Origin of the sequence: Leptospira kanakyensis, from assembly GCF_004769235.1 — a bacterium.
GTDB lineage: Bacteria > Spirochaetota > Leptospiria > Leptospirales > Leptospiraceae > Leptospira_A > Leptospira_A kanakyensis.
In genome coordinates this window covers 48,704-62,876 of the sequence record NZ_RQFG01000012.1, presented here as the reverse complement: position 1 = coordinate 62,876, position 14,173 = coordinate 48,704, and the positions used below count along the sequence as shown (strand labels likewise).

The following is a 14,173-nucleotide window of genomic DNA, read 5'->3' as shown; positions in this document are numbered from 1 at the left end:
AAGGTTTATAGTGATTCTAGGGAGATAGCAAGAAATTTTTAAAAGAGAGAGGAAAGTGAAACGGGTTTTTGGAGCGTATCGGGATCGAACCGATGACCTTCTGAATGCAAATCAGATGCTCTCCCAGCTGAGCTAACGCCCCGTTTCTTTATGGGCCTGACAAGACTTGAACTTGTGACCCCTCGCTTATCAAGCGAGTGCTCTAACCAACTGAGCTACAGGCCCGGGATACGAACAGTATTTTTCGAGAGGGGTCTGTGGGCAATCTTTTTTTAAGATAATTTTAAGAAAGAAATCTGGAAAAATTCAGAGTGAGATTTCTAAAATTAGATCATCTAACAAGAGTAATGCCTCAGGTTTCCATTGAAAGACTTCATTTTCGATAGAACATAGACCTTTTTTTTCCCAACCTTCAATGGTTTTTAAATACTTAGATTTTGTTTTTGAATCCAAATAGGTTTCGATAAAATCCAAATACCGAAAAGGGGAAAAAAGTCGAAATAGTGTGAGACTCAGTTCCGTTGAAGGATCAATCATTCCATACTTATTTGATGTTTCTTTTTTTTGGTAGAGGTTTGCATTCCGTGGATTGCCGTACCTGTGGCCAGCGATCATTCCATGGGCACCAGGTCCAATGCCTAGGTATGGTTCATAAGTCCAATACTTCAAATTGTGTAAGGATTCAAATCCAGGTTTTGCATAATTGGATACTTCGTACCAAAGATATCCATGTTCTTTCAAAATGTTTGGTAACTGGGTGAGGATTTCGGATTGGAGATTTTCTTCCGGTTCTCCCTTTTTTTTATCTGAGACATCTCGAGAGTACTGAGTTCCTTTTTCTAAAGTCAAAGAATACAAACTTAGGTGGGGGAGATTGGCATTCAAAAAAAGAGATAGGTCGGATAAAAAAGATTCTTTTGCGACACCGGGAATTCCATACATCAAATCAATTCCCACTCTTTGGATGGGAGAATTGGTGAGAACTTCCACAAGAGAATGGTAACGAACTTCGTCATAATGGCGGCCGAGGAATTCGAGTCCTTTTTTTTCCAAGGTTTGGACACCCACATTCACACGGTTGATCCCAATGGAATTGTATTCGGCGAGGAGTTCGGAACTTAAATCTTCGGGATTGACTTCGATAGAAATTTCGGGATTGTCTGAAAAAGAAAACTCGGAACGTAAAAAATCTAAAAGTTCCTTCCAATGTTTTGCGGAGGCTTTGGAAGGAGTGCCCCCACCAAAAAATACTGTATCTATTGTACGTTTTCTAATTTCCGGAAAATGATTAGCCCTATCTAAAATTTCTTTTTTGTAAGATTGGAAAAGCGACTTTTCGTCGTTAGCTGGTGCAGCGCCAATCCCTTCTGAATAAAAATCACAATAATCGCATTTTTTAAAACAATAAGGGAAGTGGACATAGACTCCTAAATAAGAATTTCGGACTTGCCAGATAGACTCTTTGTTTGATAATTTCATGGAATGAAGGGAAATTTTTGGATTCTCGTTTTACTCGGAATCTCTACCTCATCTATCCTTTCACAGACACTTGTAGAACCAAACCAAAACTTTGTTTGGGAAAATTTTTCTTTTGTTTTTCCTGAAGCAGTGGTGGTCAAACAAAACTCTACCATGAGCAAAAAACTCACCGTATATCCAGCCAAACGAGATGGATTTTTTATGGTGGTTCGTACCCTTCCCTGGAAGGAAGGTTTGGAAGATAAAACCACTTGGAAAGATTCGGTATTCACAAAAGGAATCGAACCCAAACAGTTCCAAAAGGCGGTTGGGAATCTAAACTTTCAGATTTTTCAGGCAGACCAAGTCCGAAATCAAAATGCACTTCGGAACCAAGTATGGGTCAGTATAGATTCAAGTCCTAGTTTATGGATCTGGATCCAATGGAAGAGTGACCGTAAAGACCTTACCGAATTCTTTGAATCCAACCGCTTTCTTCCGCTTTAGGCTCCAATCTTTTGTTTTGTGCTTGTCTCCACTTATTTCCTCGAAAGATTGGAAGTCAGTGGGGCCTATAGCTCAGTTGGTTAGAGCAGCAGACTCATAATCTGCGGGTCGAAGGTTCGAGCCCTTCTGGGCCCACAAAACAGGAAAGGTAGCGATATTCTATGGAGTTTTATGAAGTAAAAATCTCTGATATCAGCCTGACCAATGTCGGCTTTGCTGTTTTCCTTCGTCCGAAGGATTCTGATGACAAACGTGTGGTTCCTATCTTTATCGGACCCTTAGAAACTCATTCCATCACCACAGTCATAGACGGAACCAAACCTCCAAGACCAATGACACATGATCTCATGTTGTATATGTTGACTTCGCTTGGTGCTACTGTCATCAAAATCACTATTGAAGAAATCATCGATAGCACTTTCTATGCAAAGATCCAACTCCAAAAAGAGGAAGAAATCATTACTTTAGATGCAAGGCCATCGGATTCCATTGCACTTGCTTTGAGAGCCAATGCTCCTATTTTTATCGCTAAATCTGTGTTAGATGAAACTGGGATCATTATGAAAGAAGAAGATATGTCGGGTGAGAGTGTTTCTTCGGAGAAAAAAATCCAAGCCCTTCCTAAATCCAATCTTCAAATTTTAGAAGAAACCTTAGAAAATGCTCTGAAAACCGAAGACTACGAAACCGCTGCCAAAATCAGAGACCAAATCAAAAAGTTAATCGAAAACAGTTAAGACCAATCCCGGTCTTAACTATGTCTCATAGAAAATTGGTACATTAGAATTTTTTAATTGTAATCCACACTTTTCTTTCCTACACTTAGAATCCAAAAATAGGTGCGTTTGCCCTTTATAGGAAAGTTGTATGGAAAAATTGGTTATGGATGTTGTCAATGCTGGAATCGCTCTCTTTCGTTCCGGTGAAGAAAAGTTAAAAACCGCAGTTGTTGATTTAGAAAAAGTTTATAATGATCTAAAATCAAAAGGGGAATTGGACAAATCGGCTGAATCTCAAAAGATTCGTGACCTTTTAAGCAAAACAATTGCTGATGCACAAGGTGCGATTGGAAAAACTAACGCAAGTTATGACGAAGTTCTTGCAAAACTTCAAACAAACTACCAATCCATTTACCAACAAATTGATACGGCAATCCCTCCACAAGTAAAGGAAAAACTAAAACAAACGTTAGATGAGTTAAAGGCTCTTATTGATAAAGCAAAATCCAAGTAAATCTTATCAATTTATAGAGAATTTTAGGAAAAAGCCATAGAGATTTCTGTGGCTTTTTTTATTTGTGTTTAGAGATTTGTCTAGATGACTCAGTCCCCAAAACGAATCAAATTCATACTTTTCCTAATTGTTTTTACGGACATGATGGGTTTTTCTCTTTTGTTTCCTCTATTTCCCAAAACCTTAGAATTCTTCTTATTAAAAGGGGATGACGCATTATTTCGAATGTTTTATTCCGCAGCGAACCTTTTGTCCTTCGGTGGAGATACAAAATATACCTTTGTATTGTTTGGTGGGATATTGGGGAGTATATACAGTTTTTTACAGTTCGTTGCCGCTCCTGTTTGGGGAAGATTTTCTGACCATTCTGGTAGACGGGCCATTCTCGTACTCACAACGTTCGGAAACACCATTGGGTATTTACTCTGGTTATTTTCTTCCCAGTTTTGGATGTTTGTCCTCAGTCGAGTGATCACAGGGATGATGGGCGGGAATTTGTCTGTGGCTTCAGCGGCTATGGCAGACCAAACCGACGAAAAATCTAGGGCGGCTGGGATGGGATTTCTCGGTGCCGGCATTGGTCTTGGATTTGTGATGGGTCCACTCCTTGGGGGAATGAGTTCCCAGTGGACATTTTTAGATTCCTTTTACAAAGAAGGGGCAATGGTTGTGTTCCCGGCTTCGGCCTTTTTTGCCATCTTAGTCTCCCTTCTGACTATGATCCTAGTTTTTGTATTTTTACCACATAACAAACCAACAGTGGTTCCTGAAAAAGAAATCCATCCATTCCTCTCTTTGAAAAAAATAGAATCCAGGAATTTAGTTCGTATCTCTTTACTTAATTTGTTATTTGTTCTTAGTTTTTCTGGATTTGAATTTGTTGTGAATTTTTTCCTCTCTGATACCTTTCAGTTTTCTCCGAAAGAGATTGGATTTACTTTTTTATACATTGGAATCATCATCATACTCGTACAAGGTGGAGTGGTTCGCAGGCTTTCTGGGAAAATTTCGGAAAAACGAATTTCTCTTTATGGAGCAGTCCTTGTTGTGATTGGTATGGGATTACTTGTTAGTTTTGGATCGAGTTTTACGGGACTGTTTATTTCTTTATTCTTTTTGGCTTTTGGAAGTGCGCTAGTCAATCCAGGGTTATCTTCCTTTGCATCACTCGAGAGTGGGAAAGGGGACTTGGGAAGATCTCTTGGACTCTTCCGAAGTTTTGGTTCCCTTGGAAGAGCCGTTTCACCAGTCGTATTCTCTTTGTTATACTTTCAAAAAGGGCCAAGTTTGGCGTTTTTTGTATCCTTCATCCTTCTCATTGGATTTGGATTTTTACTTTTTACACAAAAAGAAAAAACAACTTAAAGAAAAGATTCTAACTTTGCTCGAAGCATAGGAAACATCAGTTTTTCATCCAACTTCTCTCCTGTGAGGGAAGTGCGAAGGAGAAAACTATCTCTAATTTTACCATCAAAACTGTTGGCGGTAAAACTAATGATATCGATTCCTAAATGAAAGAGTGACTCGGTAATTTGAAATAGAATTCCCGCTGTGTCTTTCATCCTCAGATCCATCACCGTAAAATCCGATGAGATGGGGTTATACAGTTTGAGTGTTGCCTCCGTATCTCCCACCTTACGAACAAGTACTTCTTCTTTTGCATTTTCACGTAAGTACATCGCCACGGTTTTTCCTTCATAAAAAAGGGAATAGAGGTCGGTTCGGATTTGAGACAAAAGTTCTTCTGTCATTTCTCCTCCATCCCAACTACGAATCACAAATAGATCTTGCACATGTCCATCACTAGCGGTTTCAGCCACCGCTTCTAAAATGTCCCAACCATGGTTGTACAATACAGAAGTCACCCGGTAAAGGATTCCCAGATCGTCCTGGGAAAGGGAAATTTTGAGTAGGGTTGTATCTTTTCTTGGGACACAAGAAACATGTAGGATTGGTTTTTTGATTTCTTGCATAGTTTGCGCCATAGAATTCTCCCTTAAAATCGGCATTCTGCTTAGAACTTAAACAAACGATCCTAGGAAACCCCCAGACCGGTTCTAATAAAGCCGTTCTCTAACGAATTTGCAAAAAAGGTGCCAAGTGTTCGTTAGAAGGAAAATTTTGCTCCAAGCATCACAGATTGGACATTTTGTGCCACGACTGCTTCGACCGTGAGTTTGGTGATGAGGGCATTGATCTCGATACCTGCGATGAGAAAGTTTGTCGTGTTAGGTGCTTGTGCCTTTCCACTGAGATCCATGGTGAGAGTTCCCGTTTTGGTTTGGCCGAGAGCCGAAGAAGGGATCAGAGCCGCGATTTCCGGAGAGAGGGACGCTGAAATGGCAGAAGAATCCAAGGCCAAAGTTAAGGGGCCCGAACGAGATAAATTGATTGTGGAACTACCGAAGTTCATCGCAGTTCCTGCTCCTGCAAATATGGTAAAAAAATAAAACATCCGAAATCCCGTACGAATGTCCAAAGGAACACTTGTGACCGTACTAGAATAGTTAAACGTGGTGGATCCACCCCAGGTTCCAATGGCAGGGCCTAAGGTTAGGGTTTGGGATTTATTATCATTATAAGTAACATCAATGACCTGTCTTTGGTAGTGGAGACCAAGACCCATTGAGATTCCGGAAAATTCAAAAAGACCAATCCCATCAGAATAATTTTCTATGATATGAAACCGTAAAGTAAAACCGCCGTTAGTAATGTCTCCACCAAGTTCTACGTTTTTGTTTTGGGCTTCGACTGCTTTTTGAACATCTCCTTGGGCAAAGTTGAACTTGAATCCATGAAGGTATAAATTAAAGCGGTGTAGAAAAGTTTTGAGTTCTGGTTCAGTATCGGATGGACCTCCTCCCATAAGCCAACCTAGGTTTACCGCCACAATAAAGTTAGGTGCTAGTGAGGCTCCCACATTGGGAAGTTTTTGAAAACTCAAACTTTGGTAAGCGACATTGATATCTTCTTTTTGTTGGCCAGCAACAGTCATACCCACACCCACTTGGAATCGGTTCACAATTCCTGGGCCCATAAGAGAAGAGTTGATGTTGGAGATGACCGCAGCTTCCGACATGGTCGCAAGGACTTTGTCCGTGTATTGGAGTTGGAGTGCTGTGTCTACGCTATTGATTTGGGATTGGATGGAAGCAGGAAGAATGGTACAGGCATCCCCCGTACAAGTCACTTTTGCCTGTAAGGAAACATTTACAAAGAGGCCTAAACTGATAGTCAGTAAAAGAACACCAATACGTGATTTCATTTCGTCCCCATTATACCAAATATCGGAGATTGGTCTATGTTTTCTTAACAATTGGGCAGGCTTCTATTTCCTAGTTTACAATCTGGAATTTCCTAAGAAAATGAGAGTATGGCACCCATCCAAGAAAAAAGGAAATATGTCCGCGTACAACCACTGGAAAACGATCCAGTCGAAATCCATTTGATGGGAACGGCCCTTCTTGACGTCTTAAAAGCGAGCGACATAAGTGTTGGGGGTGTAGGGATCATTGCCCCGAATCATTTTGATGAATGGGATATGAATGAAACTGTTGAAATCCTTGTGGCCCTTCCCGGTGATTTGGAAGATTTTTTGGCAAAAGGTGTGATCAAACAGATTGGCCATAAATCTAAAGAATCTGGGATTTACGGAGTTCAGTTCACGCAAATTGGGCCAAAAGGGAAACAGGACTTACAAGTTTATGTGAACCGAATGGTGAGACAGGGTCGTGAATTAAAGTAATTCAGCCGAGCTAAAAGCCACAAAACAAATTGACTTGCCAAAAAAAACTTTCTCCTTCATTTGAGAAATAACCGTTAGGGGTGCTATTTCCTTTGCTCTGAAAAGATAAGGGCGGGGGTGGCTGAGAAATACCCTTTTTGAACCTGATCCTGGTAATGCTTGCGAAGGGAAACGTGAAAAATGAAGAAATTCGATTAAGGTGTTTTATCCTTAATGTTTTAGAATGGAACTCTTCTTTTGTTTTTGTTTTCTCTTTTCGTTTTCCTTTGGATCAGTTCCGGCTAAGGAAAACTGACTATGGAAACAAATTCCACCCATCCCATTCAAATCCCAGAAACAACCATTACACTATCGAACCATACTAAATTTCAATCCTACCGAACGGAAGGTATGTTTTGTATCCATGAAAATGAATACGATTATAAAAAAGGAATCCCGAAACTGAGAGAACCCTGGATCCAAACACGGGAATCGAGAGGGGATAAGAATTTTTCCCAACTCTATTATGCCAAAAGAGATATCATCACAGAAGAAATGATGTATGTGGCCAAAAGAGAAGGAATGAGTCCAGAGTTTGTTCTCAATGAAGTAAAAATTGGTCGTGCGATCATTCCATCAAACAAACGTCATACGGAACTCGAACCTATGATCATTGGGAAAAAGTTTTTAGTAAAAATCAATGCCAATATTGGAAATTCTGCGATCCTTTCTTCCATTGATGATGAAGTAGAAAAACTTCGTTGGTCACTCCACTGGGGAGCGGACACAGTGATGGATCTTTCTACAGGAAAAAATATTCATGAAACCAGGGAATGGATCATTCGCAATTCTCCTGTTCCGATTGGAACGGTTCCTCTCTACCAAACTTTGGAGAAGGTAAAGGGAAAGGTAGAAGATCTAAACATTGGTGTCTTTTTAGAAACTCTGGAAGAACAAGCCGAACAAGGTGTGGATTATTTTACCATCCATGCGGGAGTTCTTCGGGATTACATCCACCTAACAGACAAACGAATCACGGGGATTGTCTCTCGGGGAGGATCCATCCTTGCGAAATGGTGTCACCACCATAAAAAAGAAAATTTTCTTTATGAACATTTTGACGCGATCTCCAAGGTCATGCAAAAATACGGAGTTTCCTATTCTTTGGGGGATGGCCTCCGACCTGGTTGCATCAATGATGCCAATGACGAAGCCCAGTTTGCAGAACTAAAAACTTTAGGGGAGTTAACAAAACGTGCTTGGGCCGATGATGTCCAAGTGATGGTGGAAGGCCCCGGACATGTTCCTATGCATCTCATCCAAGAGAATGTCCGGCTCCAAGAAGAGATTTGTATGGAAGCTCCCTTTTATACACTCGGGCCCCTGGTGACAGACATTGCTCCGGGGTATGACCATATCACTTCCGCCATTGGGGCAGCGATGATTGCCTGGTATGGAACGGCTATGCTTTGTTATGTGACACCCAAAGAACATTTGGGACTTCCAAACAAACAAGATGTTAAAGATGGGGTGATTGCTTATAAAATTGCAGCCCATGCGGCCGATCTTGCCAAAGGCCATCCTGGTGCCAAAGAAAGAGATGATCTTCTCAGCAAAGCTCGGTTTGAATTTCGATGGGAAGACCAGTTTGCCCTCTCACTCGATCCGGAACTCGCGCGTTCGTATCATGACGAATCCCTCCCACAGGATGGAATGAAAAAAGCCCATTTTTGTTCGATGTGCGGGCCTCATTTTTGTTCGATGCGGTTAACTACCGACTTACGAAAAGAAGCGGAAGAAGAAGTGGGTGCAGCAGAATCGAAAGAATAGGTTGGAGCTTTTTTGATTTGGCGGAACTAAGCTCACCGATGTAATTTGACCCGAAGTTCTTAAATGGGACTTTCGGGGACAGTCAGTTTTACTTATCTGAAAGGATTGATAATTTCCAAGTTTTCGATTTTCTGATTTGCTTGAAGATCTTCAGAGTATAATTTTGAACATTTTAGTTTGAGCGCAGCGTTTATGATTAGCGAATCATAATAACTAAATTTATATTTTTCTTTAACTTTAAGAGAATCGATATAAAAGCTTGGATCTGGAAAAAATTTGCACAAAGGTATTAGAATGTCTTCGATATATTTCTTTAATTCTTTGATTGAAAAATATCCCTTGTTTTTGTTAAGGGCTACGTTTGAAAATTCCTGAATTACTTGATAACTAATCGTATATTTATTGGAATTTGTTGCCTCATCTAAGATATCAATGGCCCTGTTTTTCTTTTGAATATCGTTACTAAACTGATAAAGAATAATATTTGTATCTAAAAAAAATTTATCTTTCATTCATTTCATCACGTGAGAATTTCTTTTCTATTTTGATGTGTTTGAATTTGGCTAAGTATTTTTTGTAGTTAAAATTCTCTCCATTTTCGTTGGAAAAGTTTTTTAACCACTCAATAAATAAATCATTTAATGAACGATTGATTGATGTAGCTTTCAGTTTTGCTTTTTCTATAAGCCTATCATCTTCTACTCTAAACGTAACATTTTTCATGGAAATCTATTTTGCACAGTATTTGTGCAAATGTCAATATTTTATCTGATTTTGGGTTAGGTTTTTGCCTAGTCCGAGGATTTTCTGGAATGCTAAATTGATACTTTCTGCTTCTGGTTTATGAGCTGGATCAAAGTTCGAGACTAGATTTTCGAAATGTTCAATGTTGTTTTCGATATATAAATTGAGTGAATCGATTCTTTTTTCTTCACCTAATTCTATTCCATTTCTTTTTTTGAAAAGTAGTTCCGTTATTTCCTTTTTAACTATATTGTCCGTCAAAACTTCATTTAATAGAACTTCAAACTCCATGGGTGGTGAACTTTGTTTTTGTTCAACCCAATGACATGCAAGTAGAGGCCTTAATACATAAAAGTATTTCTTTACTTTAACAGTATCTTTCTTTAAGTATTCTCTGTAATTCCTACTCGCCATTTTTAAATAATGATAAACCGTTCCAATTGGAGAAAAATATTCTTTTGATATTTCAAAGAATATCTTATAAAATTCCTCATTCTTTTTGTAGATGATTGGCGAGCGTAACCATTCGAACAACACGGGATTTGATTTATTCATAAGAAAGAATGCTTTTTTCAAGTCCCAGCCGCTATAATCCATCAATTCCTGAATCGGTATTTCAATTACATCTCTTTCAGGAAGAACACTTAAATACCAGTCCGTCTGATGTTTATATATAAATCTTACATCATAATCACTGTCCAATGATTCAAATCCCCAAGCTCTTGAACCGGATTCAATTGCAAAGAGGATTTCAACATTAAATTCAATTTCTATCAATGCTAGTTTCGTTTCAATTTTCTTTCTTATTTCTGGTGATATCATATTCTTTGTCTATGTAGTATATCTTTTGTTAATTCGAGTTTGTAGTTTTAAAAACGATTCGAAGGAAGTAAATAAAAAACCCGGCTGAACCGGCCGGGTTTTTTACGAGACCTATTGATCTATGTTTTTGAAATGCAACGAACTATTCGTTCTTAAAGACTAAAGTCCTAAACTGCGACCAATGATTTCTTTCATAATCTCAGTAGTTCCTGCATAGATGGTTTGGATCCTTGCATCGAGGTAAGCTCTTGCAATTGGATATTCCATCATATAACCGTATCCACCAAAGAATTGTAAACACTCATCGGTATGGCGTTTTTGCATCTCTGTAGTGTACCATTTACACATAGAGGCTTCTGCAGTTGTGTTTTCGCCTTTCATATGTTCCATGACCACTTTATCGCAGAACACTTGTGCCATTTCTAGTTCCGTTGCCATTTCCGCCATTTTGAATTTTGTATTTTGGAAAGACCCAATCTTTTGACCAAAGGCTTTTCTTTCTTTGATGTATTGGAGGGTTAAGGATTGGACAAGCCTTGTTGCTTCCACGGCAGCCACTGAAAGCACCAAACGTTCTTGTGCTAGTTTTTGCATTAGGTAACGAAAACCTTGTCCTTGTTTGCCGATGAGGTTTGATTTGGGAACAATCACATCGTTGAAATACAATTCAGAAGTGTCTTGGGCTTTGAGTCCGATTTTATCTAGGTTACGTCCTCTTTCAAAACCTTTCATTCCTTCTTCAATCATCACAAGGGAAATGGTTCCGTTGTCGTGTTTCACCGCAGTGATGATAAGGTCAGCAAGTTGTCCATTGGAGATAAATGTTTTTTGTCCATTCACCACAAAATGATCACCCATATCAACGGCACTTGTACGCAAAGATTTAAGGTCAGATCCGGCACCAGGCTCAGTCATCGCAACCGCAAGGATGGATTCACCCGAAGCACATTTGGGAAGCCAACGTTTCTTTTGTTCATCGTTTGCGTATGTAGAGATATAAGGAGCGATCACGTCGTTATGGAGGGAGATAAAAAATCCGCTATTTCCAACGCGAGAAGATTCTTCGATGATGATGATGTTGTAGAGAAAGTCGGCACCAGAACCGCCGTATTCTGTGGGAACATCGGGGCAGAGTAGGCCGTTGTCACCTGCCTTTCTCCAGACTTCTTTGGGCACGATATGGTTTTTTTCCCATTCTTCGTGGTGTGGTTTTACTTCTGTTTCAAAAAATTTCCGAGCCATCTCGCGGAATTGATGGTGTTCTTCAGTAAAGGGGAGGATACGCTCCATATGATTTGTGACTCCTTGATATGGAAATGCTACAAAAATGGCGAATTGAGGTCAATTATAAACAGTGTTCAGCTTCATGTAGACACCAGGATTTTTCTTGATGTATTGGATGGCATCTTCTTCGGAAAGGACATAGAGTTCTGTTCCCGGCCAGGCAATGAAACTAAAATTGGACGGGAGATTTTTGGTGAGGGAATAAATTTCCCCGACAAAGTCGCCTGCACCCAGTTCCCGGATGGTTTTGTGGTTTTGCATGACCACAACCGTCCCCGATCTGACGATAAACGCGTTGTGGAAGGTATGGCCTTCTTCAATCAAGGCTGCTTCCTTTTTCACGGTTTCCAGTTTTAAGATGAGTTCGAGTTGGGTGACTTGGTAGCTGGTAAGGCCTCGGAAGGTTTGGGATTCCGTCAGAGTTTTCCAGGTATTGGTTTCTCGGATGCTATTCAGTTTGGTTAGGTTTTCGTGGAGTTTGGATCCGCGAATGAACTGAAAGAATCTTGTTTTTTCAATGGTAAGAGCCAGGACATCCGTTTCTGCAAACACGTCTGCTTGGCGTGCCGTATCCAAAATTAAAGAGGCTTCACCAAAATATTCGTAAGTTCCATACCGTTTGACGGCTGTTGGATCGCCAGAAAGTCCTTCAAAACGAACGTTCCCTGAAGCGATGATAAAAAATCGGTCGCCGTGGGTTCCTTTTTTGATGATCTGTTCTCCGCGCCGAAACTTCTCTTCTTTTACAATCTGTAAAAATTCTTTGGCCTTCTCGATCGGGAATCCAGAGAAAATATCGATTTGCGAGAGGATTTCTAAAAGTTGGAATGCCTCTTGGTGTTTGGGAGGAGTGATTTCCGGATAAAGTGTATTTTCAATTCCAAACTTAGCAAGTGTAAGGTGGTTTCCTTCTGGCATATCTTTGGCAGCAATATGGTATACAGTGATTCGTTTTTGTACTTCTTCCGGCAAAGAGGCGAGGTAACTTATCTTTGTATGCAGAGGAGGAACACCTGCTTCGTGGTAAATGATTTTACGATCCCAAGGAAAGTCTTTTAAGAACTGGTATCTAGTTTCAGGGAATACACCTTTTTTATACATTTCTTCAAAGGCATCTGGATCATTCAAATGGTCCGAAGTATAATAGAAAGACTGGTCTTGGAAAAAAAATTCGAATCCCACGGAAGGAATGGAATGGAGAGCATAATGAAAATAAAACTCACCACCATTGATGATGGTAGGCCTTCCAATCACAACAGGAATAAAATCAAATAGGTCAGTGATTTCACGGCGCGGAATCTTTGTTAGACTACAGTATTTTTTAAGGAAAGATTCCATAACAGTGGCGGTTGCATAGATCGTGATTTTGGATTCTTCTAAGATCTTTTGGAAGGTTCCCGCATCATGGTCGGCATGGCAGTGGGTGAGGATGATGGAGTTGATAAACTTGGGATTTACATTGGATTCTCGTAACCACTCGGTCGAGTTTACCGGTGGATCCACCATAATCCCTTGGCCATTGAGCCAGATGATAAAACCAGAAGTGTTGTCTGTCGGATCAAAACCATGGGAAGGCCCAAGGCAGGTGATCCCGATGAGAGGGGGTTGGAAAGGTTCTTCTAACCTTTTTCCAATATCATACTTCACATGGAAGTCGACCTCTCCAGGAGTTTTGATTTTTTTATCTCCATCCACAATGAGAAATTCATTGGAGGGAAGTTGTTCGATAGTGATCTTTCCAAACTGGGCTTTGTGGTGTTCATCGAATAAAACGAACTCAACCACTTCTTCCATCGTTTTGTAACTTCGGAAATGTGCCATTTCTGCTTTGATATCAGGGAAACCAAAACTTTCCGTTCCATCAATAAACTCAGAAGCAAGGTTCAGTTCTTGTGGTCCCATAAGAGATTCCCCGAGAACAATCGTTAGCTGTTCTTTTTGTTCGGGAGAACAAACAATAAATGTTTTTTTGCCACCGCGAAAGAAGAAGTTAAAGTAAATGGGGAATTCTAACTCCGCTATGGAGATCCCTTTTTCGACATGGAAGAATTTATTGGGGAGGACAAACACCAGCGGGGTCTTCTTTTCGAGCCCCATGGTGTCTTTAATTGTTTCCGGAGGGGATCCAATTTGGATGTACCCTTCGGATGTATCGACTAAATATCCCCCTCTAGGGAGAGCGGTAAAACCATTCGGTTCAGAACTGACCATTAGGGGATAATTTATTTCCTACTTGTGATTTTCTATAAATTTTTTAATTTGCGGTTTTGGTAAAGCGCCAATTGCTTTATCCACTAAAACTCCGTCTTTGTAAAGAAGAAGAGTAGGGATCGATTGGATTCCCAATTCCTGCGCAGTCTTCTGATTGAAATCAACGTTTAGCTTTGTAATTTTGATATCAGCCATTTCTTGCGATAATTCATCAAGAACAGGAGCTACCATTCGACAAGGTCCGCACCATTCCGCCCAACAATCCACGAGTACAACGCCTTTAGCAGTTTCTGCTTTGAAATTGGCGTCAGTGACTTCCGTAAGTGCCATATTTCGAAATCTCCTTTTGAAAAGTATTGC

Annotated in this window: 15 protein-coding genes and 3 tRNA genes; 7 read left to right on the top strand and 11 right to left on the bottom strand. The window is 40.1% G+C overall.

Going from position 1 to position 14,173, the window contains the following annotated elements; translation table 11 throughout:
• Positions 1-69 precede the first annotated feature (69 nt).
• The 3 genes from EHQ16_RS09860 to hemW all read right to left on the bottom strand — a co-directional run bounded on the left by EHQ16_RS09860 (position 70) and on the right by hemW (position 1,479).
• Positions 70-142: transfer RNA gene (locus tag EHQ16_RS09860), tRNA-Ala, on the bottom strand.
• 9 nt (positions 143-151) lie between these two features.
• Positions 152-225: transfer RNA gene (locus EHQ16_RS09855), tRNA-Ile, on the bottom strand.
• A gap of 81 nt (positions 226-306) precedes the next feature.
• Complete coding sequence (gene hemW, locus EHQ16_RS09850; protein ID WP_135635996.1) at positions 307-1,479, bottom strand: radical SAM family heme chaperone HemW; 1,173 nt, start codon at positions 1,477-1,479, stop codon at positions 307-309.
• A gap of 3 nt (positions 1,480-1,482) precedes the next feature.
• Between hemW and EHQ16_RS09845 the strand changes: the two genes are divergently transcribed.
• The 5 genes from EHQ16_RS09845 (at position 1,483) to EHQ16_RS09825 (ending at position 4,563) form a co-directional block, all read left to right on the top strand.
• Complete coding sequence (locus EHQ16_RS09845; protein ID WP_135635998.1) at positions 1,483-1,965, top strand: hypothetical protein; 483 nt, start codon at positions 1,483-1,485, stop codon at positions 1,963-1,965.
• A 61-nt stretch (positions 1,966-2,026) separates the two neighbouring features.
• Positions 2,027-2,100: transfer RNA gene (locus EHQ16_RS09840), tRNA-Ile, on the top strand.
• Positions 2,101-2,126: 26 nt separating this feature from the next.
• The gene (locus EHQ16_RS09835) at positions 2,127-2,702 is read left to right on the top strand and encodes a bifunctional nuclease family protein (RefSeq protein WP_135636000.1); all 576 of its coding nucleotides are present in this window, start codon (positions 2,127-2,129) and stop codon (positions 2,700-2,702) included.
• A 130-nt stretch (positions 2,703-2,832) separates the two neighbouring features.
• On the top strand, positions 2,833-3,198 hold the full coding sequence (locus EHQ16_RS09830; protein ID WP_135636002.1) for a phasin-related domain-containing protein: 366 nt from the start codon (positions 2,833-2,835) through the stop codon (positions 3,196-3,198).
• An 84-nt stretch (positions 3,199-3,282) separates the two neighbouring features.
• Positions 3,283-4,563, top strand: a complete 1,281-nt coding sequence (locus EHQ16_RS09825) for an MFS transporter (RefSeq protein ID WP_135636004.1) — start codon at positions 3,283-3,285, stop codon at positions 4,561-4,563.
• Here EHQ16_RS09825 and EHQ16_RS09820 read toward each other — a convergent pair.
• Positions 4,560-5,183 carry a hypothetical protein gene (locus EHQ16_RS09820; protein ID WP_135636005.1) on the bottom strand — a complete coding sequence of 208 codons (624 nt, stop codon included), beginning with the start codon at positions 5,181-5,183 and terminating at the stop codon, positions 4,560-4,562. The two genes, EHQ16_RS09825 and EHQ16_RS09820, sit on opposite strands and share 4 nt — an antisense overlap.
• A 122-nt stretch (positions 5,184-5,305) precedes the next feature.
• Complete coding sequence (locus tag EHQ16_RS09815; RefSeq protein WP_135636007.1) at positions 5,306-6,463, bottom strand: Lsa36 family surface (lipo)protein; 1,158 nt, start codon at positions 6,461-6,463, stop codon at positions 5,306-5,308.
• Between the two features lie 108 nt (positions 6,464-6,571).
• Between EHQ16_RS09815 and EHQ16_RS09810 the strand changes: the two genes are divergently transcribed.
• Positions 6,572-6,943 carry a PilZ domain-containing protein gene (locus EHQ16_RS09810; RefSeq protein ID WP_135636009.1) on the top strand — a complete coding sequence of 124 codons (372 nt, stop codon included), beginning with the start codon at positions 6,572-6,574 and terminating at the stop codon, positions 6,941-6,943.
• A 297-nt stretch (positions 6,944-7,240) separates the two neighbouring features.
• Entirely contained in the window at positions 7,241-8,752 is a 1,512-nt protein-coding gene (gene thiC / locus EHQ16_RS09805) for a phosphomethylpyrimidine synthase ThiC (protein WP_135636012.1), read from the top strand.
• Between the two features lie 92 nt (positions 8,753-8,844).
• Here the strand turns inward: thiC and EHQ16_RS09800 are convergent, their stop codons facing one another.
• The 6 genes from EHQ16_RS09800 to trxA all read right to left on the bottom strand — a co-directional run bounded on the left by EHQ16_RS09800 (position 8,845) and on the right by trxA (position 14,143).
• On the bottom strand, positions 8,845-9,264 hold the full coding sequence (locus EHQ16_RS09800; RefSeq protein WP_135636014.1) for a PIN domain-containing protein: 420 nt from the start codon (positions 9,262-9,264) through the stop codon (positions 8,845-8,847).
• Positions 9,254-9,475: an antitoxin gene (locus tag EHQ16_RS09795; RefSeq protein ID WP_135636016.1), complete on the bottom strand. Its 222-nt coding sequence runs from the start codon at positions 9,473-9,475 to the stop codon at positions 9,254-9,256. The genes EHQ16_RS09800 and EHQ16_RS09795 overlap by 11 nt, the downstream gene beginning before the upstream one ends.
• Before the next feature lie 33 nt (positions 9,476-9,508).
• Complete coding sequence (locus tag EHQ16_RS09790; protein ID WP_135636018.1) at positions 9,509-10,318, bottom strand: nucleotidyltransferase domain-containing protein; 810 nt, start codon at positions 10,316-10,318, stop codon at positions 9,509-9,511.
• 159 nt (positions 10,319-10,477) lie between these two features.
• The gene (locus tag EHQ16_RS09785; RefSeq protein ID WP_135636020.1) at positions 10,478-11,608 is read right to left on the bottom strand and encodes an acyl-CoA dehydrogenase family protein; all 1,131 of its coding nucleotides are present in this window, start codon (positions 11,606-11,608) and stop codon (positions 10,478-10,480) included.
• 51 nt (positions 11,609-11,659) lie between these two features.
• Positions 11,660-13,813, bottom strand: coding sequence for a cAMP/cGMP-dependent 3',5'-cyclic-AMP/GMP phosphodiesterase (locus EHQ16_RS09780; protein WP_135636022.1), 2,154 nt, complete (start codon positions 13,811-13,813; stop codon positions 11,660-11,662).
• Positions 13,814-13,831: 18 nt separating this feature from the next.
• A complete protein-coding gene (gene trxA / locus EHQ16_RS09775) occupies positions 13,832-14,143 on the bottom strand; it encodes a thioredoxin (protein WP_004786415.1) in 312 nt (103 codons plus the stop codon).
• Between the last annotated feature and the right edge of the window lie 30 nt (positions 14,144-14,173).

Excerpts from the sequence above, each read along its gene's own strand:
- hemW (WP_135635996.1), bottom strand. The coding sequence starts at position 1,479 with ATGAAATTATCAAACAAAGAGTCTATCTGGCAAGTCCGAAATTCTTAT.
- EHQ16_RS09845 (WP_135635998.1), top strand. The coding sequence starts at position 1,483 with ATGAAGGGAAATTTTTGGATTCTCGTTTTACTCGGAATCTCTACCTCA.
- EHQ16_RS09835 (WP_135636000.1), top strand. The coding sequence starts at position 2,127 with ATGGAGTTTTATGAAGTAAAAATCTCTGATATCAGCCTGACCAATGTC.
- EHQ16_RS09830 (WP_135636002.1), top strand. The coding sequence starts at position 2,833 with ATGGAAAAATTGGTTATGGATGTTGTCAATGCTGGAATCGCTCTCTTT.
- EHQ16_RS09825 (WP_135636004.1), top strand. The coding sequence starts at position 3,283 with ATGACTCAGTCCCCAAAACGAATCAAATTCATACTTTTCCTAATTGTT.
- EHQ16_RS09820 (WP_135636005.1), bottom strand. The coding sequence starts at position 5,183 with ATGGCGCAAACTATGCAAGAAATCAAAAAACCAATCCTACATGTTTCT.
- EHQ16_RS09815 (WP_135636007.1), bottom strand. The coding sequence starts at position 6,463 with ATGAAATCACGTATTGGTGTTCTTTTACTGACTATCAGTTTAGGCCTC.
- EHQ16_RS09810 (WP_135636009.1), top strand. The coding sequence starts at position 6,572 with ATGGCACCCATCCAAGAAAAAAGGAAATATGTCCGCGTACAACCACTG.
- thiC (WP_135636012.1), top strand. The coding sequence starts at position 7,241 with ATGGAAACAAATTCCACCCATCCCATTCAAATCCCAGAAACAACCATT.
- EHQ16_RS09800 (WP_135636014.1), bottom strand. The coding sequence starts at position 9,264 with ATGAAAGATAAATTTTTTTTAGATACAAATATTATTCTTTATCAGTTT.
- EHQ16_RS09795 (WP_135636016.1), bottom strand. The coding sequence starts at position 9,475 with ATGAAAAATGTTACGTTTAGAGTAGAAGATGATAGGCTTATAGAAAAA.
- EHQ16_RS09790 (WP_135636018.1), bottom strand. The coding sequence starts at position 10,318 with ATGATATCACCAGAAATAAGAAAGAAAATTGAAACGAAACTAGCATTG.
- EHQ16_RS09785 (WP_135636020.1), bottom strand. The coding sequence starts at position 11,608 with ATGGAGCGTATCCTCCCCTTTACTGAAGAACACCATCAATTCCGCGAG.
- EHQ16_RS09780 (WP_135636022.1), bottom strand. The coding sequence starts at position 13,813 with ATGGTCAGTTCTGAACCGAATGGTTTTACCGCTCTCCCTAGAGGGGGA.
- trxA (WP_004786415.1), bottom strand. The coding sequence starts at position 14,143 with ATGGCACTTACGGAAGTCACTGACGCCAATTTCAAAGCAGAAACTGCT.